19 protein-coding genes are annotated in these 21,870 nt (G+C 54.7%); 10 read left to right on the top strand and 9 right to left on the bottom strand.

Features of this window, described 5'->3' with window-relative positions; all coding sequences use genetic code 11:
• Positions 1-17: 17 nt before the first annotated feature.
• From AC6I6N_RS14180 to AC6I6N_RS14160, 5 genes are all read left to right on the top strand, one after another.
• A complete protein-coding gene (locus AC6I6N_RS14180) occupies positions 18-1,058 on the top strand; it encodes a 2,5-dihydroxypyridine 5,6-dioxygenase NicX family protein (RefSeq protein ID WP_094198215.1) in 1,041 nt (346 codons plus the stop codon).
• Positions 1,055-1,672 carry an isochorismatase family protein gene (locus AC6I6N_RS14175; protein WP_060186798.1) on the top strand — a complete coding sequence of 206 codons (618 nt, stop codon included), beginning with the start codon at positions 1,055-1,057 and terminating at the stop codon, positions 1,670-1,672. The genes AC6I6N_RS14180 and AC6I6N_RS14175 overlap by 4 nt, the downstream gene beginning before the upstream one ends.
• Before the next feature lie 93 nt (positions 1,673-1,765).
• Positions 1,766-2,974, top strand: a complete 1,209-nt coding sequence (locus tag AC6I6N_RS14170; RefSeq protein ID WP_094198216.1) for an FAD-dependent monooxygenase — start codon at positions 1,766-1,768, stop codon at positions 2,972-2,974.
• Between the two features lie 23 nt (positions 2,975-2,997).
• Entirely contained in the window at positions 2,998-3,873 is an 876-nt protein-coding gene (locus AC6I6N_RS14165; RefSeq protein ID WP_094198470.1) for an oxygenase MpaB family protein, read from the top strand.
• Positions 3,874-3,909: 36 nt separating this feature from the next.
• Positions 3,910-4,617 (top strand): TetR/AcrR family transcriptional regulator, encoded by a 708-nt coding sequence (locus tag AC6I6N_RS14160; RefSeq protein ID WP_035269502.1) that lies wholly within the window; start codon positions 3,910-3,912, stop codon positions 4,615-4,617.
• Positions 4,618-4,632: 15 nt separating this feature from the next.
• Here the strand turns inward: AC6I6N_RS14160 and AC6I6N_RS14155 are convergent, their stop codons facing one another.
• The 6 genes from AC6I6N_RS14155 to rpmH form a co-directional block, all read right to left on the bottom strand.
• Positions 4,633-5,022: a VOC family protein gene (locus AC6I6N_RS14155; RefSeq protein WP_376913515.1), complete on the bottom strand. Its 390-nt coding sequence runs from the start codon at positions 5,020-5,022 to the stop codon at positions 4,633-4,635.
• A 104-nt stretch (positions 5,023-5,126) separates the two neighbouring features.
• Complete coding sequence (locus tag AC6I6N_RS14150; protein WP_094198218.1) at positions 5,127-6,569, bottom strand: catalase; 1,443 nt, start codon at positions 6,567-6,569, stop codon at positions 5,127-5,129.
• Positions 6,570-7,008: 439 nt separating this feature from the next.
• Positions 7,009-8,676, bottom strand: coding sequence for a membrane protein insertase YidC (gene yidC, locus AC6I6N_RS14145; RefSeq protein ID WP_094198219.1), 1,668 nt, complete (start codon positions 8,674-8,676; stop codon positions 7,009-7,011).
• Between the two features lie 107 nt (positions 8,677-8,783).
• Positions 8,784-9,026 (bottom strand): membrane protein insertion efficiency factor YidD, encoded by a 243-nt coding sequence (gene yidD, locus AC6I6N_RS14140; RefSeq protein ID WP_021447161.1) that lies wholly within the window; start codon positions 9,024-9,026, stop codon positions 8,784-8,786.
• A complete protein-coding gene (locus AC6I6N_RS14135; protein ID WP_376913514.1) occupies positions 9,023-9,388 on the bottom strand; it encodes a ribonuclease P protein component in 366 nt (121 codons plus the stop codon). The genes yidD and AC6I6N_RS14135 overlap by 4 nt, the downstream gene beginning before the upstream one ends.
• Before the next feature lie 69 nt (positions 9,389-9,457).
• Positions 9,458-9,592, bottom strand: coding sequence for a 50S ribosomal protein L34 (gene rpmH, locus AC6I6N_RS14130; protein ID WP_003800771.1), 135 nt, complete (start codon positions 9,590-9,592; stop codon positions 9,458-9,460).
• Positions 9,593-9,816: 224 nt separating this feature from the next.
• Between rpmH and dnaA the strand changes: the two genes are divergently transcribed.
• The 5 genes from dnaA (at position 9,817) to AC6I6N_RS14105 (ending at position 17,260) form a co-directional block, all read left to right on the top strand.
• A complete protein-coding gene (dnaA, locus tag AC6I6N_RS14125; protein ID WP_094195116.1) occupies positions 9,817-11,214 on the top strand; it encodes a chromosomal replication initiator protein DnaA in 1,398 nt (465 codons plus the stop codon).
• Between the two features lie 2 nt (positions 11,215-11,216).
• Positions 11,217-12,326: a DNA polymerase III subunit beta gene (gene dnaN, locus AC6I6N_RS14120; protein ID WP_162496888.1), complete on the top strand. Its 1,110-nt coding sequence runs from the start codon at positions 11,217-11,219 to the stop codon at positions 12,324-12,326.
• Between the two features lie 76 nt (positions 12,327-12,402).
• Positions 12,403-14,856 (top strand): DNA topoisomerase (ATP-hydrolyzing) subunit B, encoded by a 2,454-nt coding sequence (gyrB, locus tag AC6I6N_RS14115; protein ID WP_094195118.1) that lies wholly within the window; start codon positions 12,403-12,405, stop codon positions 14,854-14,856.
• Between the two features lie 417 nt (positions 14,857-15,273).
• Entirely contained in the window at positions 15,274-15,975 is a 702-nt protein-coding gene (locus tag AC6I6N_RS14110; protein WP_094195119.1) for a pseudouridine synthase, read from the top strand.
• Between the two features lie 379 nt (positions 15,976-16,354).
• A complete protein-coding gene (locus AC6I6N_RS14105; RefSeq protein WP_094195120.1) occupies positions 16,355-17,260 on the top strand; it encodes a LysR family transcriptional regulator in 906 nt (301 codons plus the stop codon).
• 61 nt (positions 17,261-17,321) lie between these two features.
• On the opposite strand, the gene AC6I6N_RS14100 is transcribed toward AC6I6N_RS14105, so the two are convergent.
• The 3 genes from AC6I6N_RS14100 to AC6I6N_RS14090 are packed head-to-tail and all read right to left on the bottom strand — an operon-like array spanning position 17,322 to position 21,462.
• Positions 17,322-18,329: a Bug family tripartite tricarboxylate transporter substrate binding protein gene (locus tag AC6I6N_RS14100; protein ID WP_094195121.1), complete on the bottom strand. Its 1,008-nt coding sequence runs from the start codon at positions 18,327-18,329 to the stop codon at positions 17,322-17,324.
• A gap of 47 nt (positions 18,330-18,376) precedes the next feature.
• Positions 18,377-19,834 carry an aldehyde dehydrogenase family protein gene (locus tag AC6I6N_RS14095; RefSeq protein WP_094195122.1) on the bottom strand — a complete coding sequence of 486 codons (1,458 nt, stop codon included), beginning with the start codon at positions 19,832-19,834 and terminating at the stop codon, positions 18,377-18,379.
• Between the two features lie 26 nt (positions 19,835-19,860).
• A complete protein-coding gene (locus AC6I6N_RS14090) occupies positions 19,861-21,462 on the bottom strand; it encodes a GMC family oxidoreductase (RefSeq protein WP_094195123.1) in 1,602 nt (533 codons plus the stop codon).
• Between the last annotated feature and the right edge of the window lie 408 nt (positions 21,463-21,870).

The following is a 21,870-nucleotide window of genomic DNA, read 5'->3' as shown; positions in this document are numbered from 1 at the left end:
AGAAACAGGAGTGGAAGATGGCTGTATCTGATCATCAAATGGTTCAGGCCTGGAATGAGGTGCTGAGTCTTTCTGGAGTGAAGCCGGGGCAGATGGTCACCATTCTGACCAGTTCGCATACCCATCCTCAAACCTTGGCTACCGCCAAGCTGGCCGTGGCATCTTTGGGGGCAACCCAGATGCAGGTGGACTTGCTGCCTGTAAACGCAGAAAAAGCATTGAGCCGCGACCTTCTGGCTTACTTGGGCACGACTCCGCTGACGGGTAATCCAGCCGCGATTGCCGCCCTCAAGGCCAGTGATTTGGTGCTGGATCTGATGACCTTGCTGTTCTCTCCCGAACAGCATGAGATTTTGAAGTCGGGCACCAAAATTCTCCTGGCAGCCGAACCGCCCGAGGTGCTGGTGCGTATGGTGCCATCCTTGCAGGATAAGGAACGTGTGGAGCGTTCGGCACAGGTGCTACAGGGCGCTCGTGAAATGCGGGCCACGTCCAGGGCAGGTACGGATCTGGTCATGCCTTTGGGGCAGTACCCGGTAGTAAAGGAATACGGCTTTGTGGATGATCCGGGGCGCTGGGATCACTGGCCCAGCGGTTTTATCCTTACTTGGCCAAACGAAGGTCAGGCTCATGGTCGCATCGTGATTGATCGTGGCGACATTTTATTGCCCATGAAGTCCTATGCGGCTGATCCCATCATCATGACGGTCGAGAACGGTGTGGTGACCTCGATTGAAGGCGGGCTGGATGCCGAGCTGCTGCGCGAATACATGGCCTCGTTCGACGATCCTGAGGCTTACGCCATGTCCCACATAGGCTGGGGCCTGCAGCCTCGTGCTCACTGGTCCACGCTGGGCCTTTACGACAAAGAGCAAACCCTGGGCATGGATGCTCGTGCCTACGCAGGCAATTTTCTGTTCTCCTTTGGCCCCAATAATGAAGTTGGGGGCAACCGCACAACGGCTTGCCACATTGATATTCCGCTGCGTGCCTGCACCGTGACGGTAGATGGTCGCGAGACTGTGCGGGAGGGCAAAGTGGTAGAGGAGTTGGCATGAGCAGCCAGAGTGTTTACGAGCGACAGGGATTTGGGCAAGGGCTGGAGCTTGAAGGCAATGTCGGGCTGTTAATTGTGGATTTCGTTAATGGTTTTGCCGACCCCCAGGCATTTGGTGGTGGAAATATTCTGGAAGCCATTGAGCAAACGCGTACGGTTCTGGCGGATGCACGGGCACAGAACTGGCCGGTGGCACACAGCCGCATTGTCTTTGCCGATGACAGCGCCGACCGCAATGTATTCGGTCTGAAAGTCCCCGGTTTGGTGCAGCTACGAGAGCACAACCCGGCCAGTGCCATTGTCGATGCCCTGAAGCCTGCACCGGGTGAACTGGTCGTGCGTAAAACGGTTCCATCGGCCTTCTTTGGTACTGCCTTGGCTGCCTGGTTTGCAGAGCGGGCGGTGCAGACTTTGCTGATTGCTGGCGCAACGACCAGCGGGTGCGTACGTGCTTCCGTCGTGGATGCCATGTCCTGCGGCTTGCGCCCTTTTGTCCTGGCAGATTGCGTGGGTGACCGAGCCAAGGAGCCTCATGACGCGAGCCTGTTTGATATTCAACAGAAGTACGGCGAGGTTCGTCCGTATGCAGACTTGCGTCCTTTGCTGGTGATCTAGGGTTATCAGTTTTTTTGCGTATTTATTATTTATTTGTTTAATTAATTGGGGAGGTTTGGGCTTCTCAGGGCCCAAACACCGAGGATGTACAGCATGAAAAAAACGTTGAAAGTAGGTGTGATAGGCGGTGGTATTGGTGGCGTGACTTTGGCAGCAGCCCTGGAGCAACGCGGCATCGAAGTACATTTGTTTGAGCGTGCAGCCGCCTTTGGAGAGGTCGGTGCCGGGATTCAAATGACTCCGAATGCGGTCAAGGTGCTCAACGCTTTAGGTGCCCACGATGCGCTGGCCAAGGTTGGTTTCTTGCCCGAGGCTTTGGTGGGGCGTGATTGGTCCAGTGGAGAGGAAAGCTTCCGTATCCCTTTAAAGAGCGACTGCCCGAAGCTGTATGGGGCGGAGTTCTTTCACGTGCATCGCGCGGACCTGCATCATTTGCTGACCGAGCTTCTGGATACAACAACGGTCACCTTCAACACGCAGTGCACCGGGGTGTCGCAGCAAGATGGCAAGGCGGTGGCCCATTTTGCTGACGGGTCTAGCTTTGAGGCTGATCTGATTGTGGGGGCCGATGGAGTGCGTTCGGAAGTACGCCGCTCCATCTTTGGGGAGGAAGAACCCAAGTTCACCGGCAATATGTGCTATCGGGCCGTTGTGCCCTTTGATGAGATGCCTGATTTTGTCGCACCCGAATCCTCCTTCTGGCTGGGTCCTAAAAGCCACGTGGTGACCTATTACGTGAACGGCGGCAAGGCCGTCAATATTGTGGCGGTGAATGAAACAGCCAGCTGGGTGGAAGAGTCCTGGAATGCGCGCAGCACCCAGCAGGAAATGCTGCAGGACTTCAAGGATTGGCACCCCAATATCGTCAAGCTGTTCGAGCGCGTGACGGATGTCTATCGCTGGGGATTGTTTGATCGTGACCCTATGACCAAATGGTCGGCAGGCCGTGTGACTTTGCTGGGCGATGCGGCGCATCCGATGCTGCCCTTCCTGTCTCAGGGCGCGGCAATGGCTATCGAGGACGCCTACGTGTTGGCTGTTGCGTTAGCCACTTTGCCAGATGATCTGGACACCGCCTTGTCGCTTTATGAAGCAGAACGCCTGCCACGTACCAGCCGGGTGCAACTGGAAGCACGTGAGCGCGGCCGCACCTATCACCTGTCCGATAGCGAAGCCAAGGCCAAGCGTGATGCCGAATACCGTGAGCAGCAGAAGAAAAACCCGCACGCGGGCGGCATCAAGACGGACTGGGTTTATTCATATAATGCTACTGACTTTCAGCCGAAAGCATTACAGGTTTAATGGGTAGGGCCGGGGGAAGCGTCTTGTTGTCGATACGTCAGTATGTTGAGAACCAGATTCATATCATTACTGGTCTGCAAGGCAGCCCGGTAGACTTTACGACGCCTGCGGGCGAGCCCGGCTTGTTTGGCCCACAGTCGGCTGTGTGGGAAGTGCATGCAGACTTCACCTCCATGATGTTGGGGGGGATTTCTGCATTGTGCTTGCAGATGCTGGACCCGAAGGTATTGGCCGGGGTCTGGGATCATTCCCGCTTTCGTCAGGATATGCAGGGGCGCTTGAGTCGAACGGCGCAGTTCATCTCGGCAGTCAGTTATGCGGGTACGGAGCAGGCTGAGCGTTGCATTGATCAGGTACGGCGGGTGCATGAGCACGTACACGGGTATTTGCCGGATGGCACGCCTTACGATGCCAATGACCCGGAGTTGCTGCGTTGGGTGCATCACACGCAGGCCTACTGTTTTCTGCAATCCCATATGCGCTGGCGTAATGCCAGACTGGCGCCAGAGCAGCAGGATCGCTATGTTGCACAATACTCGAAAGTTGCCGTGTTGCTGGGGGCGGATGGCCTGGTCATGGATGCGGCAAGCTTGAGGGAGCTGTTTGCCCAGGCCGGTCCGCAATTACGGGTTGATGCGCGAACACGGGAAGTGGCTACAATTTTAATGTCTTCACATACCCTGTTTAAGGGGCCCAAGGCTTGGGTTGCCAGGGTGTTCCTGTTGGCGGCATTGGATATGTTGCCAGAGTGGGCTCAACGTTGTTTTGAGCATCGCCCCAGCGCTATATCCATGTGGTGGCGTCGCAAGGTGGTGAACAGCGTTGCTGGCGTCTTGCGTTGGGCCACACGTAACGGTTCCGTGCATCGGGCGCGGCGTCGCGTCGCCAATCTGGCTTAGCTGGTAGATAAGAATGAATCAAATTTTGAGGCAAATATGGGCCGTGTAACTTTGTCGTCGGATAGCTCCTGGGTCAAGCGGGATAAGCCTGGACGCCCGGAAGGGGTAGGTGACAACACGTCAGAGCGAATTCTGGACGCCGCCGAGGAAGAGTTTTCCGAGACTGGCTATGCCGGTACCACATTGCGCGTCATCGCTCAAAAGGCGGCTGTGACCCAAGCCTTGATCAACTACTACTTTGGTTCCAAGTACGGCCTGTTTGAGGCCGTGTTCATCCGTCGAGGAAAAACCATTTCCGATGAGCGTCTACGGCGCTTGCATGCCTTGCGCGATCAAGAGGGCAAGGTTCTGGTTGATGATGTGGTGCGCGCTTTTCTGGCACCCACGATCGCCTTGCGCGAGACACCCGGAGGTCGACGCTTCTTGCGACTGCAAGCCCGTTTGCACACCGAGCCGGCCGAGATTTCCTACAAACTGCGTAATGAAGCCTACGACGGCTCAACCCGTGCGTATGTGCAGATTCTGGAAGAAATACTGCCCGAGCTGCAGGCCAAGGACGTGTACTGGCGTGTGGTCCTGATGATTGGGGCCTACATGTATGCCTTCTCCGATACCCACAGGCTGGAAGAGCTGGCACCAGGTATCTGTGACCCCAACAATACTGACGAGATTCTTGAGCAGATCATTGCCTTTGTCTCCGCCGGTTTGCTGGCTGCGCCGGTTGTCTTGCCTGGCAAGGCTTGAACCCGGCGTTTTCGTTTATTTAACCGGAGTACACAACTCCACCACAATGCGCTCCGGCGTCTGCACATAAGACACCACCTGTCCCCAAGGCTTGTCCTGCGGCGGCGCCAGTTCTGTGCCCCCTTCTGCCAGTGCCTTGGCATGAGCGGCAGGTACATCGTCGCAGACCAGGGCAACTTCGATACCCAGCGGTACTTCTGACGCGTGCGGTGACAAATGGCCTTTTGGGTAGTTCATGTAGGCCAGCATTTCGCCCGCAAAGGCCAAGGTGGTTTGGCCGGTTTCCAGCTCGCCGTACAGCCCGGTTTCATGCAGCATTTTGGTAGGCAAATCAAACGCACGGTTGAAGTAGTCCAGTGTCTGGCCGACATCGGGAACGTAGATGATGGTATAGCCAAATTTCATAGTGGGGCTCGGTAGGAGAACGCAGGGCCAGTGCAAAAAAAATCGGCCCCCCGATTGTAGAGGGGGAGCCGATTCTTGGATGGCTTAAACAGCCCGATCAGGGTTTAAAGCTGACCGCGTTTTGTCAGTTCTGCTTTTACACCAGCACCGTAGGCAGGGTCTGCCTTGGTGAAGTGGCCCAGCTGACGCTCGATGATTTCCTTGGGAACACCGGCCATGGCGTCGGCAATATTGCTGAACAGACGCTGCTTTTCCTCGTCGTTGAACAGGCGGAACAGATTGCCGGGCTGTGAGTAGTAATCATCATCTACGCGGTGATCCCAGTGATCTGCCGGCTGACCGTCCAACGCCAGAGGCGGTTCGCTGCGGGGAGCCTGTTGCCATTGACCTTGGCTGTTGGGTTCGTAGTTGATCGTGCCGCCGTTATTGTCGCCTGTACGCATGGCACCATCACGGTGGTAGCTGTGGAACGGACAACGCGGTGCGTTCACCGGCAGCAGGCCGTGGTTCACGCCCAGACGGTAGCGCTGAGTGTCGCCGTAGGAAAAGATACGGCCTTGCAGCATGCGGTCGGGCGAGTGGCCAATACCGGGCACCAGGTTGGCAGGTGTAAAGGCGGCTTGTTCAACTTGGGCGAAGTAGTTGGTGGGGTTCTCGTTCAGTTCCAGCATGCCCACATCGATCAGCGGGAAGTCGCCATGTGGCCAGACCTTGGTCACGTCAAAGGGGTTGATGTGGTAGGTGCGCGCCTGCTCTTCGGTCATGATCTGAATGCGCAGCGCCCAGCGTGGAAAATTGCCCTTTTCAATGTTCTCGTACAGATCGCGCTGCGAGCTTTCGCGGTCCTGACCCACGACTTTGGCCGCTTCTTCGTTGGTGTAGTTGGCAATGCCTTGCTGGGATTTGAAGTGGAATTTCACCCAGTGGCGCTCGCCCTTGTCGTTGATCAGGCTGTAAGTGTGCGAACCGAAACCATGCTGTTGACGAAGGTTACAGGGCAAGCCGCGGTCGCTCATCAAGATGGTGACCTGGTGCAGGGACTCGGGCGATAAGGACCAGAAATCCCAGGCGGCGCTCATATTGCGCAGGTGGCTGCGCGGGTCGCGTTTCTGTGTGTGGATGAAGTCGGGGAACTTCAGTGGATCCCGTATAAAGAAGACAGGAGTGTTATTGCCCACGAGGTCCCAGTTTCCGTCTTCGGTATAGAACTTGATGGCAAATCCTCGAACGTCGCGTTCTGCATCGGCGGCTCCTGCTTCACCAGCTACGGTGGAAAAACGTAAGAAAACGGGGGTCTGGCTACCTGGTTTAAAGACCTTGGCCATGCTGTACTGACTGATGTCGTGCGTGACGGTAAACGTGCCGAAAGCGCCCGAACCTTTGGCGTGTACGACACGCTCGGGGATGCGTTCACGGTCAAAGTGAGCCAGCTTCTCCAGCAGCCAATAATCCTGCATCAGGACGGGACCACGAGGGCCGGCTGTCATGGAGTTCTGGTTCTCCTCCACAGGGCGGCCAGCGGCAGTCGTCAGGGTTTTGTTGCTCATTGTGATTCTCCGTTGAAGCTGACCCGAACCGAGTGGGGCGGGTCGTTTTAAGAAGTTAGGATCAGTCTACGTGCCTTGTTCAAAATAGTTAAATCAAATGATTTTAGCGATTGAATAGTTTTTTGCTATTGGCAGGGATTCTCATCCCGATCATAGCGGTAAGTGCAGGACTTATGCATGAAACTTGTGCGACAGGATATGGCAGCAAGATCGGGCCAATTCTATAAGGCCAGAACACGAGCTGTGTTGAATCAGTGTTGGGGCGTTTTATTGGCCTGGCTGTCTGGCTAGGGCTGTGCCTGAGTCTGATAAATGACAGCCGTGTTCAGTGCTACGTTTGAACATTGTTTACTTGCTCTGCTTCATGTCATCTGGCTGGCAGCAGGCATAAAAAAAACCCCGCTAAAAAATATAGCGGGGTTTTTTGTCTCAGAGCGAATTAGCTGTTGGCCGCTTTCGCGCTTTTCTTTTCGATCTGCACCATGATGTAGCGCTGCTGGGCGATGGACAGGATGTTGTTCACGCACCAGTACAGAACCAGACCGGCGGGGAAGAAGAACATCATGCCACCAAAGACCAGAGGCATCAGCATCATGACTTTGGCTTGCATTGGATCAGGCGGCGTGGGGTTCAGCTTGATCTGCAGGAACATGGTCCCCATCATGATGGCGGGCAGAATCATCCATGGGTCGCGTGCGGCCAAGTCATGAATCCACAGAATCCAGGGGGCGCCGCGCATCTCGACACTGCCCAGCAGTACCCAGTACAGGGCGATAAACACAGGGATCTGAACCAGCATGGGCAAACAACCACCCAGCGGGTTGATCTTCTCGGTGCGGTACATCTCCATCATGGCGGCGTTCAGCTTGGCCTTGTCGTCACCGAACTTCTCGCGCAGGGCTTGCATGCGTGGAGCAAATTGCTTCATCTTGGCCATGGAGCGGTAGCTGGCAGCCGACAGCGGGAAGAACACCAGCTTGATCAGCACCGTCAGCGCCACGATGGCCCAGCCCCAGTTACCCAGCAAGGAATGCAACCAGGTCAGCAGCTTGAACAAAGGCTTGGAAATAATGGTCAACCAGCCGTAGTCCACAACCAGATCCAGACCGGTAGCCAATTGCGACATGGCTTTCTGGTCTTGCGGGCCTACCCACAGGGCGGCGTCCACTGCCTTGCTTTGGCCGGCAGCGATCGAACCGACCGACTCCAGCGTGCGCACGGCGTACAGATTGTTGCCCAGCTTCAGGATTTCATTGGTGCGCTGCAGGTCCTGGGCAGGAACCCAGGCCGTTGCAAAGTAATGTTGCACCATGCCGATCCAGCCGTTATCCACGCTGCGAGCGTAGGTGGCCTTGTTCTTGTCGATGTCCGAGAAAGTGATTTTCTGGAATTTTTCGCCGCTGGAATAGACCACAGGACCGGTAAAGGTGCTGTACAGGCGGGACGAATCGGGTGGGTTGTTGCCGTCACGGGTCAGTTGCAGGTACAGGCGTGGGTCAATGGCCGAGCCGGTATTGTTCTGGATATCGTGACGAACCTGGATGTCGTAGCGGCCTTTGTGCAGCGTGTAGGTCTTGGTGACTTTCACGTCGTCCGAAGTGGCTTCAAACACCACATCCAAGGTATCGCCCGTCATGTTGTGCTGGCTCGAGACCAGAGTGAACGGGGTCAGGTGGTTGGGCAGATTCTGGCCGGCGGCACCCACAATACCGGACTGGGCCAGGTAGGTGGAGGCGGGCGAGTTATCCAGCAGCACCATGGGCTGCTCGGGGTTCTCGGGCGAACCGTACTTCAACAGTTCAGCCTTGATCAGTTGGGCACCTTCAGTGCTAAAGCCCAGCTTGTAGACGTCTGTTGTGATGTCGATGGTTTGCGCTGTGGCAGACACCGCGCTGTTGCTCGAAGGCAAGGCAGCAGACGCAGTCGGCTCTTGAGCAGCGGGAACACCACCGTTTGCGGCAGGTTCGTCGGAGGCTGCTGGCGCTTGTGTGGTGGCTGGGGTGGAAGCGAACAGCGATGGCTTGCCGTTATATTCCTGCCAGTTGTTCCACAGCAGCAGCAGTGCAAAGGAGAAGATCATCCATAGGATGGTGCGTCGGATATCCATAGCGCCTGTATCACATTTATAAAGCTGAGCAAAAGCTTAGCAGTTTAACGTAGCTGGTCAGCAAACAGGGGGTTGCCTTGAAAAACAAGGCGCAGACCAGGACGGTTTTAGAAAGTGTTGCGGTCTTCGGGCGTGCGAGCGGGCACAGGATCATGCCCTCCCTTGCACCAGGGATTGCAGCGGCAGATGCGTACACCACCTAGCCATAAGCCTTTGAGCGGGCCATGAATCTCAATGGCCTGCAAGGCATAGTTGGAGCAGCTGGGGGTAAAGCGGCAGTTTCTACCGATCCAGGGACTCAGAAAAAACTGGTAAAAGCGGATCGGTGCCGAAGCCAGTTTGCGCATCATGGCCGTACCTTTGAAAACAAGGTGTTGGCTTCATCGCGAACCAGTTGCTTTAAAGCGGTCAGCGACACCAGAGGCACCTTGCTGTGCAGCCTAAAGACATAGGCGGCATTGGGCAAGCCTTCGCGTTTGTGGCGGAAGGTTTCACGCAAGATACGTTTGATGGTGTTGCGGGTGACGGCGCGGTTGGCAAAGCGCTTGGGGACGATCAGTCCCAAACGGGCGCCTTCGGTCTGGTATGGGTCCTCGCCACGAGAGCGAGTGACCACGAACAAAGCCCCGCGACCTACGCGTTGTCCTTTTAATGACTGCGCGTATTCGGTGGGGCTATGTAAGCGAGCCGTAGCTGGAAAGGAGGCACGCATGATGCGTATCGTGGGAGTCGGGCTTTAGATAAGAGATCCATCACCCTGGGCCCCGCATCCCGACATGGCTTATACAGCCAGACGTTTGCGACCTTTGGCGCGACGTGCGTTCAAAACAGCGCGGCCACCGCGAGTTTTCATGCGAACGCGAAAACCGTGGGTACGCTTGCGACGGGTAACAGAGGGTTGGTAGGTGCGTTTCATGGTGTATCCAAAAAAATGAGCCGCCAGAAATCGCAGAAAATCTCCACCCCGACTGCGCAAAGGCTTGGGATCTGGCAACAGAAAATCGTGTTAAGCCCGTCATTTCAGCAAATTCTTTCTGTTGTGTCAATTATTTAGCCCGATATTACGCAACTAAATTTGTTAGCCTGTGGATAACTTGGTACAGCTCAGGGTAGAATCGAGGTTTACAGAAGTGATGACCGATGAATGAATTCTGGCAGTCCTGCGTTCAGAAATTGGAGCAGGAGCTTCCCCCACAACAAATAAGTGCGTGGATACGTCCACTGGTTCCCCTGGACTTCGACAGCGAAGCCGGGGTGTTGCGCGTTACTGCGCCCAATCGTTTCAAGCTCGATTGGGTTCGCAAGAATTTCGCCACTCGTATCGAGGAACTGGCTTCGGATTTCTACGAATGTCCCGTTACGGTTCAGTTCGAGCTGCCTTCGGCTAGCGCGGCGCCGCGTCGCGCCCTGGCCGATCGTGCCGCTCCTGTGCCTGCAGGCAGCCCGGCCGGTGATAACTTGGCCCCGCCTGTTGCCAACCCGGCCATGACGGCGGTGGTGGATGCGGTACAGGATCGCTCGCGACTGAACGCCGAATTAACTTTCGATAATTTCGTTACGGGTAAAGCCAACCAGTTGGCACGCGCGGCCGCTTTGCAGGTGGCCGAGAATCCCGGTGTCTCCTATAACCCACTGTTTCTGTATGGCGGCGTGGGTCTGGGCAAGACCCACCTGATTCATGCGATTGGCAATGCGCTGGTCGCCAATGGCAATGGTGTGCGCGTCCGTTACGTTCACGCCGACCAATACGTGTCGGACGTGGTCAAGGCTTATCAGCGCAAGGCGTTTGACGAGTTCAAGCGCTACTACCATTCGCTGGACTTGCTGCTGATTGACGATATTCAGTTTTTCGCTGGCAAGAATCGTACGCAAGAAGAGTTTTTCTACGCCTTTGAAGCGATGGTGGCCCAGCGCAAGCAGATCATCATCACCTCGGATACGTATCCCAAAGAGCTGGCTAATATTGATAGCCGCCTGATCTCGCGTTTTGACTCCGGTCTGACCGTGGCAATCGAGCCGCCCGAGTTGGAAATGCGTGTAGCGATCTTGCTGCGCAAAGCTCAGGCCGAAGGCATTGCCATGCCCGAAGAAGTGGCTTTCTTTATTGCCAAGCATCTGCGCAGCAACGTGCGCGAGCTGGAAGGGGCGCTGCGCAAGGTTTCGGCCTACGCGCGTTTCCATGGCCGCGACGTCCTGACGGTGGAAGTGTGCAAGGATGCACTGAAGGATTTGCTGTCGGTCTCCAATGGGCAGATCACAGTGGAAAATATCCAGAAAACCGTGGCCGATTTTTATAAAATCAAGGTCGCGGATATGTACTCCAAGCGCCGCCCCGCCAATATCGCCATGCCGCGCCAGGTGGCCATGTATCTGGCCAAGGAACTGACCCAAAAGAGTTTGCCGGAAATTGGCGATCTTTTCGGTGGCAGGGACCACACTACGGTGCTGCACGCGGTGCGTAAAATCTCGGATGCACGCACCAAGCAAGCCGAACTGAATCACGCATTACACGTACTGGAACAAACTCTCAAAGGATGACCATGCAACTCGTTCAAGCTACCCGCGACGCATTGCTAAAGCCCTTATCCACAGTAGTTGGCATTGTGGAGCGCCGCCATACTTTGCCGATTCTGGCCAACATCCTGCTGCGTAAAAACGGCTCTGATGTCTCTTTTCTGGCAACCGACCTGGAAGTGCAGATCACCACCAATGCCGACTTTGGCGTGGGTGAGGACAATGCGGCCACCACGGTGGCGGCCCGCAAGCTGCTCGACATTCTGAAAGCCCTGCCCGACTTTGGTGATGTGCGCCTGGGCCTGGACAGCGGCAAGCTGACCATCCAGTCCGGCAAGAGCCGCTTTCAGTTGCAGACCTTGGATGCGGCGGATTTTCCAGTGCTGAACCTGCCCGAGCAATGGGACGTGTCGCTGAGCATGCCTCAGCGCACCTTGAAGCACCTGTTCAACACGGTGCACTTTGCCATGGCCCAGCAAGACATTCGTTACTACCTGAACGGCATGTTGCTGGTGTTTGAACCCGGTCTTGTACGTACGGTTACCACCGACGGCCACCGCCTGGCTCATAATGCCACCGCAATTGATGGCGTGCAGGAGCGCCACGACATCATCGTGCCGCGCAAGACCGTGCTGGAAATGCAGCGTCTGCTGGGCGATACCGACGATCTGGTCAATATTGATGTGTCCAGCCGTCAGATCCGTTTCCGTTTTGGCGATGTGGAGCTGGTCTCCAAACTGGTTGAAGGCAAATTCCCCGACTTTGCGCGTGTGATTCCTTCCAACTACACCCGCCACTTTGATGTCAGCCGTGAAGTGTTGCAAGGCAGCCTGCAACGTGCTGCCATTTTGACCACGGACAAACTGCGTGGCGTGCGACTGCAACTGTCGCAAAACCAGCTCAAGATCTCCGCTTCCAATGCCGAGCAGGAAGAAGCTGTTGAAGAGCTGGATATCGATTACGAACACGAAAGTCTGGACGTTGGCTTTAACGTCAGCTACTTGCTCGATGTGTTGGCCAGCATCAAGGATGAAACAGTCCGCTGGTCTGTGCAGCCTGATGCCAACGCCTCTGTGTTGATGACGCTGCCCGAGCAAGAAGACTTCAAGTACGTGGTCATGCCGATGCGCATCTAATGCGGCATGTTCGACAGGTATGGCCCGCCGGGCCATACCGGCTTGAAGCAGACAGGCTATTACAAGGTTTTATGCTATGACCGATCAAACCACGACCGCCCAGCCAGCCGATTACGGCGCTGATTCCATCAAAATGCTCAAAGGCCTGGAGGCCGTGCGCAAGCGTCCAGGCATGTACATCGGGGACACCTCCGATGGCACCGGTCTGCACCATATGGTGTTCGAGGTGGTGGATAACGCGATTGATGAGGCCTTGGCCGGTCATTGCGACGATATCGTCGTCACCATCCACTCCGACAACAGCATTTCGGTGTGCGATAACGGCCGCGGTATTCCAACCGATATCCACAAAGATGACGAACACCAGCGCAGCGCCGCTGAAATTGTCATGACCGAACTGCACGCGGGCGGTAAGTTCGACCAGAACTCCTACAAGGTGTCTGGCGGCCTGCACGGTGTGGGTGTGTCTTGTGTGAACGCCCTGTCCGAATGGCTGTTGCTGACCATCTGGCGCAACGGCAATGAACACCAGGTCGAGTTTCGCCGTGGCGAGCGCACAGCTCCCCTGGCCGTGACTGGCAAGGCAGAAGGTCGCACCGGCACCTGCGTGCGTTACCTGGCCGACCTGGAGATTTTCAATAATATTGAATATCACCACGAAATTCTGGCCAAACGTCTGCGCGAGCTGTCCTTCCTGAATAACGGCGTGAAGATCCGTTTGGTTGACGAAATTCAGGGCAAGGAAGAGGACTTCGCCTTCCTGGGTGGCGTCAAAGGCTTTGTGGATTTCATCAACCGCAACAAGACTCCGCTGCACCCTAACGTGTTTAGCGTGGCGACCGAGTCCAGTGCCGGTGGCACACCGGTATCGGTTGAAGTGGCCATGCAGTGGAACGACAGCTACGCTGAAACCGTGCTGTGTTTCACCAACAATATTCCCCAGCGTGACGGTGGCTCCCACTTGACCGGTTTGCGTGCGGCCATGACCCGCGTGCTGAACAAGTACATCGCCGACAACGAACTGGCCAAGAAAGCCAAGGTCGACACCTCGGGTGATGACATGCGCGAAGGCCTGGTTTGCGTGCTGTCGGTGAAGGTGCCCGAGCCCAAGTTCAGCAGCCAGACCAAAGACAAGCTGGTGTCCAGCGAGGTGCGTCCAGCGGTTGAGGAAGCCGTGGGCCGTACCCTGGAAACCTGGTTGCTGGAGAACCCTATCGACGCCAAGGCGTTGTGCGGCAAGATTGTAGAAGCAGCCCGTGCGCGTGAAGCGGCTCGTAAAGCCCGCGAAATGACACGTCGAAAAAGCGTGCTGGAAGGCGCTGGCTTGCCGGGCAAGCTGGCTGATTGCCAGGAAAAAGACCCTGCCCTGTGCGAACTGTACATTGTGGAGGGTGACTCCGCAGGCGGCTCGGCCAAGCAAGGTCGAGACCGTAAGTTCCAGGCCATTTTGCCGTTGCGTGGCAAGGTGCTGAACGTAGAAAAAGCCCGTTTCGATCGTTTGATTTCCAGCGAGCAGATCACCACTCTGATTACTGCTCTGGGCACCAGCATCGGCCCGGATTTTGATATCGACAAATTGCGCTACCACCGCATCATCATCATGACTGACGCGGACGTGGATGGTGCTCACATTCGTACCCTGCTGCTGACACTGTTGTACCGTCAGATGCCCGAGCTGATCGAGCGCGGCTATGTCTATATCGCTCAGCCGCCGCTGTACAAGGTCAAGGTGGGTCGTGAAGAGCTTTACTTGAAGGACGACGCCGAGGAAGCCGAATTCATGCTGAAGCTGGCCCTGCGCGATGCGGTGTTGACCCCCTCCGAAGGCGGTGCGCCTATCACCGGCGAGGCTCTTTCTGATTACGCTCACCGCTACGTGAAGGCCAAGGGCGTGATTGAACGTCTGTCGCGTCATATGGACGGCGATGCCTTATCGGCGTTGGCCGAAGGCGTGAAGCTGAACCTGGATACGCAGGAAGCGGCCGAACAAAGCGCCCAGGATCTGGAAAAAGTCCTGTTTGACGAAACCCTTCCTAACGTGGTTAAAGTTTTTGCTGCCTTCGATGAAGGCAGCCAAGCCTGGCGCGTAGTGGTGCAACGTTTGCACCACGGCAATATCCGCGTCACGGTGTTTGACCGCAACTTCATGCGCGGCGCTGATCACCAAACCCTGGCCCGTGCTGGCGAGATCTTTGCCGGTCTGATCGGTGATGGTGCCATGGTTGCCCGTGGTGAAGGCGAGAAGCGTCGTGAAACCCAGGTGGATGATTTCCGTGAAGTCATGCAATGGCTATTGACCGAAGCCGAGCGTGGCCTGAGTAAACAGCGCTACAAAGGTCTGGGTGAAATGAACCCCAGCCAGCTGTGGGAAACCACCATGGACCCCACCGTGCGCCGCCTGCTGCGCGTCCAGATCGCTGATGCGATCGATGCGGATCAAATCTTCACCACCTTGATGGGTGATCACGTTGAGCCACGTCGTGCCTTTATCGAATCCCATGCCTTGCAGGCGGGGAACCTGGATATTTAAGGCTATCGGTGTTCACCGTTCCTGAAAGCTTCCCGGTTTGATGAAAACCGATCTCAGGAATTTGTGAAAAAACCCGCAGTGATGCGGATGAATAAAATGGGCTCCGGCGTGCTTGCTGGGGCTCATTTTTTTGGTGATGACGGATGCGCTCCGAGTCCTAAGGATTAGGGGGCTTTGGGCTGGTTCAATGAATCTGCTAGAGCACATACCGGCTGATCAATGGCTGGGTTAGTTAGCCGCTTTGGAGCCACGCGCTCCAGAAAGGGAACAGCGCGCAATCAAGCTTGTGTGGTCTACTTGCAGTGATTCACCCTACTTTAGAATGAACGAAAAAGAAGGGGTGTCGGCCTTGCAAGGCCCCTTGATCGATCGTGATGACGCTGTAAATTATTCAATAACTATTTGTGTGGAAATGGAATGCGACTGGACAAGTTTCTTGGTGAGAGTACGGATCTGAGTCGCTCAGACGCGCGTAAAGTGCTTAAAAGCGGGGAAATCACGGTTAACGGCGAGGTGGTGACCAAGGGCACCCACGTTATACAAGAGGGCGATGTGGTGTGCTGGGACGACGAGCCGCTTGCCCTGATTGGCCTGCGTTACATCATGCTCAATAAGCCCGCTGGTTACGAATGCAGCCTTAAAAATAGCGCCTACCCGTCCGTGATGATGCTGATCGATGTAGACAAGCGTGAGCGTTTGCATACCGTCGGTCGATTAGATGTGGATACCACCGGTTTGATTTTGATTACGGATGATGGCCAGTGGACGCATCGGATTATCTCGCCTCGCCATCAGTGCGATAAGGTCTACGTAGCGACCTTGGCAGAGCCTTTGCCTGACAATGCAGAAGAATTGTTCAAGGCCGGTATCTTGTTAAATGGCGAGGATAAGCCCACGCTGCCAGCCGTGCTGGAACGCATTGATGAACGTACCGCAAGGCTGACTATTCAGGAAGGGAAATACCATCAGGTCAAACGTATGTTTGCTTCCCTGGGAAACCTGGTTCAGACCTTGCATCGTGAGCGCATTGGCTCTCTTTCTTTGGACGCCAGTCTGGAGCCAGGTGAGTCGCGTTATTTGACCCCCGCCGAGGTGCGGCAGTTTGTAGAAGAGGGTTAACGCTCTCCTGACCTTTGGTTCTTGCTGTGGCAAGCCAAAGACGTATCAAGTCCAGAGCTTGGATGCCTGAGTTTTGGGAAACCAGTCATGAAAAAGCGTTCAAACATACTTTGTTTGAGCGCTTTTTTGTACCTGCATCAATCATCAAAGGGGCTGGTGGCGCGGTGTCCTGGTTTATTTCAGCGTCTTGCGCATGATGTCGGATGTTCAACCTGCCTTGAACACGGAATTGATGACACCCCCGCAAAGCCTCGCTCTGCTTGCTCATAGCGGCTCCATCCTCTCAACGCTTGGAGCTATTGACCCTGTTAGACTATGGGTTTGAAGCGTCACGGGCCATTGCTCTAGCTTTTGATAAGCTAATTTTCATAAGAAATTGATGACTAAGATCACTATCTTGCATCTTCAGACGCTGTGCCGTATTGCCCAGCAGGGCAGTTTTCAGGCGGCAGCCGATTATATGCACACCACTCAACCTACGGTCTCGGCGCGTATGCGCGAGTTCGAAGACCGTATAGGTTTTCCTGTGTTTCATAAGCGTGGACGTAGGATGGATCTCACAACACAAGGGCGTGAGCTTGTTCAGCAGATTAAACCCTTGTTGGCTGCCATTGATGACGTCATTTATTCGCTCGATGATGCATCGCATGCATCCGGCTTGATCTGTGTGGGTATTGCCGGCTTGATAGGGCAAACGTGGTTTTCAACGTTCATTAAGACGGCGAGAGCCACGATGCCACAGCTTAGCTTTGAAGTAGAGGTCGGACAGACCTCATTAAGCGTCAGCAAACTAGAGAACGGGCAGTTGGATTTGGTCTTTCTGGCTACTCACTCCCTACACACGGATCATCGGTTTCATGTCGAGCCGATCGGTGTTGCCGATGTGTTGCTGGTAGGAGCGCCTGACCTTGTGGGGCGAAATGGTAAACAGTCCGACCAAAATTGGCTACAGATTCTACAAAGTCAGCCTGTATGGTCGCTTTCAAAAGAGTCGCCATTGCATCCGGTCTTGATGCAGCTCATCAAAGACCATAATCTGAAAGTGAAGGTCGATATTTGCAGCAGCATACTGACCTTGAAGGAATTGATCTGCAGAGGGACGGGCGTCGGACTCATGACCGCCCCTCTTATTGAGTCTGAGCTGGAGCGCGGCGAATTAGTAGTACTAAAAGATGCTCCTGCTTTTGCGCCTATTCCGTTTAATGCGGCTTGGGGCATGGATCAAAGCCAGACGGTCATTCGCAAATTGGTGGATATTGCCAAGACAATTTCCACCTTTCGTTAAGTCGGTCTTGACGCCACCCCGCCCACAGGCGTTTGCATCGGATATCAAGACCGACCCTTGTTTATTCCGGCTTGATACCTGCGTCGCGTAACAACTGACGCCAGCGAGCGATGTCATCTGTCAGCAGTTTACGTGAGCCCGCCAGGGAGCGATGACTTTCGCTGGGCACGGTCAATCCCATTTTCTGATATCGCGCCATCAAGTCGGGTTGAGCCAGTACATGGTTAAGGGCGACGTTCAGTTTCTGGGTGATCTCTTCTGGTACGCCCTTTTTGACCACCACCATATTCCAGATGGTGTAGTTCAGATTCTTATAGCTAGATTCGCCAGCCGAAGGCACGTCAGGCAAAACCGACACCCGTTCTGGACTGAGCACGGCCAGCCCCTTTACCTTACCCGAGGCAATCGACGACACTGCGGTACTGCTGCTTTCCACCGTGTAGTCAATGTGGCCGGCCATCACATCTGCCGTCGCTTGCGCCGCACCGCGATAATGGACAGCCCCCACATTAATACCCAATGTTGCGTTCAGTAAGACTGCCCCTAAAAAGGCACCCGACCCGACGCCCGCATCCCCGAAATTCATGGATGCGGCATTGGCTTTCGCGTAAGCGGCAAAGCTATCCAAATCCTTGGCAGGGAAATCAATACGTGCCGACAAAATCTGTGGGGCATCACCAACCGAAGCAATTGGAGTGAAATCCTCCAGGTTGTTGTATGGCAAATCCTTGTAAACGGACGCATTCGCCGCCAATGTGCCAACGTTACCCAACAATAATGTATAACCATCGGGTGCGGCCCTGACTAGTTTAGACTGGCCAATAATGCCACCTGCGCCGGGAGTGTTTTCCACTACCACGGCTTGTTTGAGCTCTTTAGCCAAGCCTTCGCCGATCGCACGCGCCAACACATCGGTCGGCCCGCCTGCGGTATACGGAACGATCAAACTGATCGGTCGCTCTGGATAGGTACCCGCTTGTACGCTGCCTCCCAAGATCACGCCGAATATGGCCGTACACACACGGCTGGTCAGGTTGCAACGCCGTTTGATAATAGGTTTTGGTTGCATGGTTTTATCTCCTCTTTATTAGAAATTTTTTTCTCAACACCAACGAGTTACTTAGGATGACGCAGCGAGAATGTCACTACTTTCTCGTCAGTCATGTCCCGCACTGCATACTTCGGCCCTTCGAAACCGTAGCCGCTATCCTTGACACCGCCATAGGGCATACCATCGTTACGAGAGCTGGACGTTTCATTAATGTGCAGACCGCCCACTTGCAAATGACGAGCCAGATGAAAGGCCGTATTGACATCGTTCGTAAACACGCCTGCCGCAAGGCCATAAGGGGTGGAGTTGATTCCTTCGATCACTTCTGCGACTGTCTCAAAAGGCAAGAGTGTGACGACTGGCGCAAAAATTTCCTGGTCAAATACGCTCATGCCTGAATGCACGTTAGACAGAATCGTGGGTGCCAACACAGACTTGTCGCGCTGCCCTCCTGCAACGAGCTGCGCTCCCATATTGACCGCCTCCTTGATCCACGATTCAGCGCGTATCGCTTCTTGTTCGGTGATCATCGGGCCCACATCGGTGTCGCCCAATCGTGGATCCCCACTTTTGAGAGCGCGAACCGCGTTCTCTAAACTTGCCGTTACCTCAGCGACACGTGATTGCGCCACGTATAAGCGCTGAATAGATGTGCATACTTGGCCTGCCTTTCGGAACGTTGCACGCAGAATGCGGGGCAGTGCAAACTCGAGATCCGCATCGTCGCAGATGATTGTGCAAGCAATACTTCCCAACTCTAACTGCGTACGGCGTCGGCCTGCCTTTTGCTGGATGAGGCGGCCCACACGTGTGCTGCCCGTAAAGGTATAGAAGTTGATATCTTGCTCGTCTAATAGCCACTCGCCAGCCTGTGCGCCTTCTCCGTGTACCAGCGATAACAATTCCGCCGGCCAACCGGCTTCCAGCAAGACGTCGCAAATTAGGCTGGCCGTCAATGGGGTGTACCCTGAAGGCTTGATAATGACAGCGTTGCCAGCAGCGATCGCGGGGGCGACTTTATGCAACAACGCGTTGAAAGGCGCGTTAAATGGCGTAATGGCACACACGATTCCGACAGGGGTACGCAGCGTAAAGGCGAGACGGTCCTTTTGACCTGGATTGCCATCCATAGGGATCATTTCACCGCAAATCCGCTTGGCCTCTTCTGCCGAGATTTCCAGCGTATCCAACCCTCGAGCGATCTCATTGGATGCTTCACTCACGGTGAAGCCGGCCTCCAGGGTCATCACGTCGATAAATTGCTGCTTTCTCGCCGTAATCAGCTCTACCGCTTTACGCAAAATGCGCGAACGTTCATAGCCATCAGGTGCTTTCTTTAGGTTAAGCCGTGCTGCGATCACGGCTTGCCGGATATGCTCTTGCGAAGTTTGATCGATCTGCGCGATGGCTTTACCGGTATAGCGGTTGTAGACCGTAAAGGTCGCGCCGCTGTTCACACGGACACCGGCGATTAAACTCAATGAAGAAACGTTAACAAGTGCGTCGGGAAAATCTGTGGGCATCGTGGTACCTCCAAGAATAGTGTGCTTTACTGTGCTGAAATCATGTCAGCGGCTTTTTCGCCTATCATCAAACTGGCTGCCAAGGTGTTAGCAGAAGGGACTTGCGGCATGATCGACGCATCCGCAATGCGCAGATTTTCCATACCGTGGACGCGTAGTTGGGCATCCACAACAGCCATGGGATCGTCCTGGCGTCCCATTTTGCATGTGCCTACCATGTGATAGCCGGTCGTGCCTTTTTGACGTGCGTAGTCGAGCCATTCGTCATCTCGATGCACGTCTTTGCCCGGCTGCAATTCGTTGACCAAATAGGGGGCCATCGCCGTTGTTGTCATCAACTGCCGTGCAAGCTTGAGCGCTTCGACAAGGGTTCGCTGATCCAATTCATGTTCGAGGAAATTGGGCTGGATCAACGGTGCCTGCAGTGGGTCTTTAGACTGAATGTGTACATAGCCGCTGCTCTCTGGCCGTTGTTGGCGCGCCCCGGTACTCATGCCTGGCATATCGTCCAAGACATAGTTGCTGCCGGGCTTGTAGCTGGCTGGGGTAAACAAGATCTGAACATCGCCGCGCTGAGGGCTGAAACGTGTTTTCCAGAACACATGCACCATTGAGGGACTCAACCCCAAGATGCTGGGCTTGCCTGCAAACCATCTCACGATCTCTCTACCTAATCGCCACCCCTTGGACAGTTCGTTGAGCGTGAGCGCTGATTTGGCTCGCGAGATACTGCGAACGGTATAGTGATCACGAAAATTGGCGCCCACGCCGGCTAATGCATGTTTGACCTCAATACCATGCCCTGCCAACAGCTCGTGAGGTCCGACCCCCGACAGTTGTAATATTTTTGGTGAATTTACCGCTCCTGCGCTGAGGATAACTTCACGGTTGGCATAGAGCGTATGCGTTTGGCCATTACGCAGATATTTGACGCCAATGGCGCGTCGACCTTCAAATAAGATTTCCGAAACAGTGGCGTTCGTTTTAAGCTGCACCCGCCCACTTTTGAGTGCTGGACGTAAAAAAGCATCCGAACAATTGACACGTTTATTCTGGTAAATGTAGCGTTGGAAGTACCCTGTGCCGAGCTGCTCTGCACCGTTGTAATCCGTATTGCGCGGGATTCCGAACTCTTCACAACCTCGAATAAAGGCCTCACACAATGGTGAGCTCCAATCTGGGTTGGTAATAGGAAGCTCGCCCGTCAAGCCACGAAAATCAGGGTCGCATTCTCCCACCCGACGCTCCGAGCGTTTGAAATAAGAGAGAACATCGGCGTATCCCCAGCCAGAGTTTCCCAGTTTTTCCCAGTCATCGAAGTCTTCGCGTTGGCCACGTGAGTACACCAGTCCGTTAACGGAGCTTGACCCACCCACGACTCGCCCTTGCGGCATCGCAATGATGCGATTGTTCGTTGCCTGTGCAGGCTCCGTTTGGTAGTTCCAGGTGAACTTGCCGCTGTATAGCGTTTTGACGAAACCGACCGGGACGCGGATGAAAAAATTGTTGTCGTTTTGGCCGGCCTCCAACACGCAAATGCTGTTAGAGGTCTGTTCGCTTAGCCGTCTGGCGATAACCGATCCAGCCGGCCCGGAGCCGACAATTATGTAGTCTACGTACTCATTCATTTTGCCTACGCGATGCCTCTGTTCTTGCTTATTGCCAGTAGGTTAAGTCCGTAGATACATAAAAACAATCGACAATTTTTGATTGTTTATCATCAATAAAATTAATGTTTTTAGAGCTAAAACGTTCTCCATGAATCAACTTTCAATGAGGCTATCTGGGCCTGCGTCCCAATAAGCAGGGATCGCATGGAGGTGTGCGTCCACTATTTGCGACGCAATTTTGACGGTCTTGCCGTATGGATAAGAACGGAGCCCCAGGTCGTCTGATTGGTACAGATCAGAGCAATCAATGAGTTCAAATACATTAAAAAAATAAATATATAAAAATATAAAAATATTGATTGTTTAAATGAATCAGGCGACTTAATCTTCGCAAAATGCAGGTTTCCGCCCTGTTGAGCTTGCGTT

This window comes from Alcaligenes sp. LTN-3 (assembly GCF_059735605.1).
Note: the sequence above shows the minus strand (reverse complement) of the source record. Positions and strands in the feature narration are given on the sequence as shown.

Bases quoted from the DNA above. Each gene is read 5' to 3' on its own strand.
- dnaN (WP_162496888.1), top strand. From the start codon at position 11,217: ATGCAACTCGTTCAAGCTACCCGCGACGCATTGCTAAAGCCCTTATCC.
- gyrB (WP_094195118.1), top strand. From the start codon at position 12,403: ATGACCGATCAAACCACGACCGCCCAGCCAGCCGATTACGGCGCTGAT.
- AC6I6N_RS14095 (WP_094195122.1), bottom strand. From the start codon at position 19,834: ATGCCCACAGATTTTCCCGACGCACTTGTTAACGTTTCTTCATTGAGT.
- yidC (WP_094198219.1), bottom strand. From the start codon at position 8,676: ATGGATATCCGACGCACCATCCTATGGATGATCTTCTCCTTTGCACTG.
- AC6I6N_RS14175 (WP_060186798.1), top strand. From the start codon at position 1,055: ATGAGCAGCCAGAGTGTTTACGAGCGACAGGGATTTGGGCAAGGGCTG.
- yidD (WP_021447161.1), bottom strand. From the start codon at position 9,026: ATGATGCGCAAACTGGCTTCGGCACCGATCCGCTTTTACCAGTTTTTT.
- AC6I6N_RS14180 (WP_094198215.1), top strand. From the start codon at position 18: ATGGCTGTATCTGATCATCAAATGGTTCAGGCCTGGAATGAGGTGCTG.
- AC6I6N_RS14100 (WP_094195121.1), bottom strand. From the start codon at position 18,329: ATGCAACCAAAACCTATTATCAAACGGCGTTGCAACCTGACCAGCCGT.
- dnaA (WP_094195116.1), top strand. From the start codon at position 9,817: ATGAATGAATTCTGGCAGTCCTGCGTTCAGAAATTGGAGCAGGAGCTT.
- AC6I6N_RS14110 (WP_094195119.1), top strand. From the start codon at position 15,274: ATGCGACTGGACAAGTTTCTTGGTGAGAGTACGGATCTGAGTCGCTCA.
- AC6I6N_RS14155 (WP_376913515.1), bottom strand. From the start codon at position 5,022: ATGAAATTTGGCTATACCATCATCTACGTTCCCGATGTCGGCCAGACA.
- rpmH (WP_003800771.1), bottom strand. From the start codon at position 9,592: ATGAAACGCACCTACCAACCCTCTGTTACCCGTCGCAAGCGTACCCAC.
- AC6I6N_RS14090 (WP_094195123.1), bottom strand. From the start codon at position 21,462: ATGAATGAGTACGTAGACTACATAATTGTCGGCTCCGGGCCGGCTGGA.
- AC6I6N_RS14160 (WP_035269502.1), top strand. From the start codon at position 3,910: ATGGGCCGTGTAACTTTGTCGTCGGATAGCTCCTGGGTCAAGCGGGAT.
- AC6I6N_RS14135 (WP_376913514.1), bottom strand. From the start codon at position 9,388: ATGCGTGCCTCCTTTCCAGCTACGGCTCGCTTACATAGCCCCACCGAA.
- AC6I6N_RS14170 (WP_094198216.1), top strand. From the start codon at position 1,766: ATGAAAAAAACGTTGAAAGTAGGTGTGATAGGCGGTGGTATTGGTGGC.
- AC6I6N_RS14150 (WP_094198218.1), bottom strand. From the start codon at position 6,569: ATGAGCAACAAAACCCTGACGACTGCCGCTGGCCGCCCTGTGGAGGAG.
- AC6I6N_RS14105 (WP_094195120.1), top strand. From the start codon at position 16,355: ATGACTAAGATCACTATCTTGCATCTTCAGACGCTGTGCCGTATTGCC.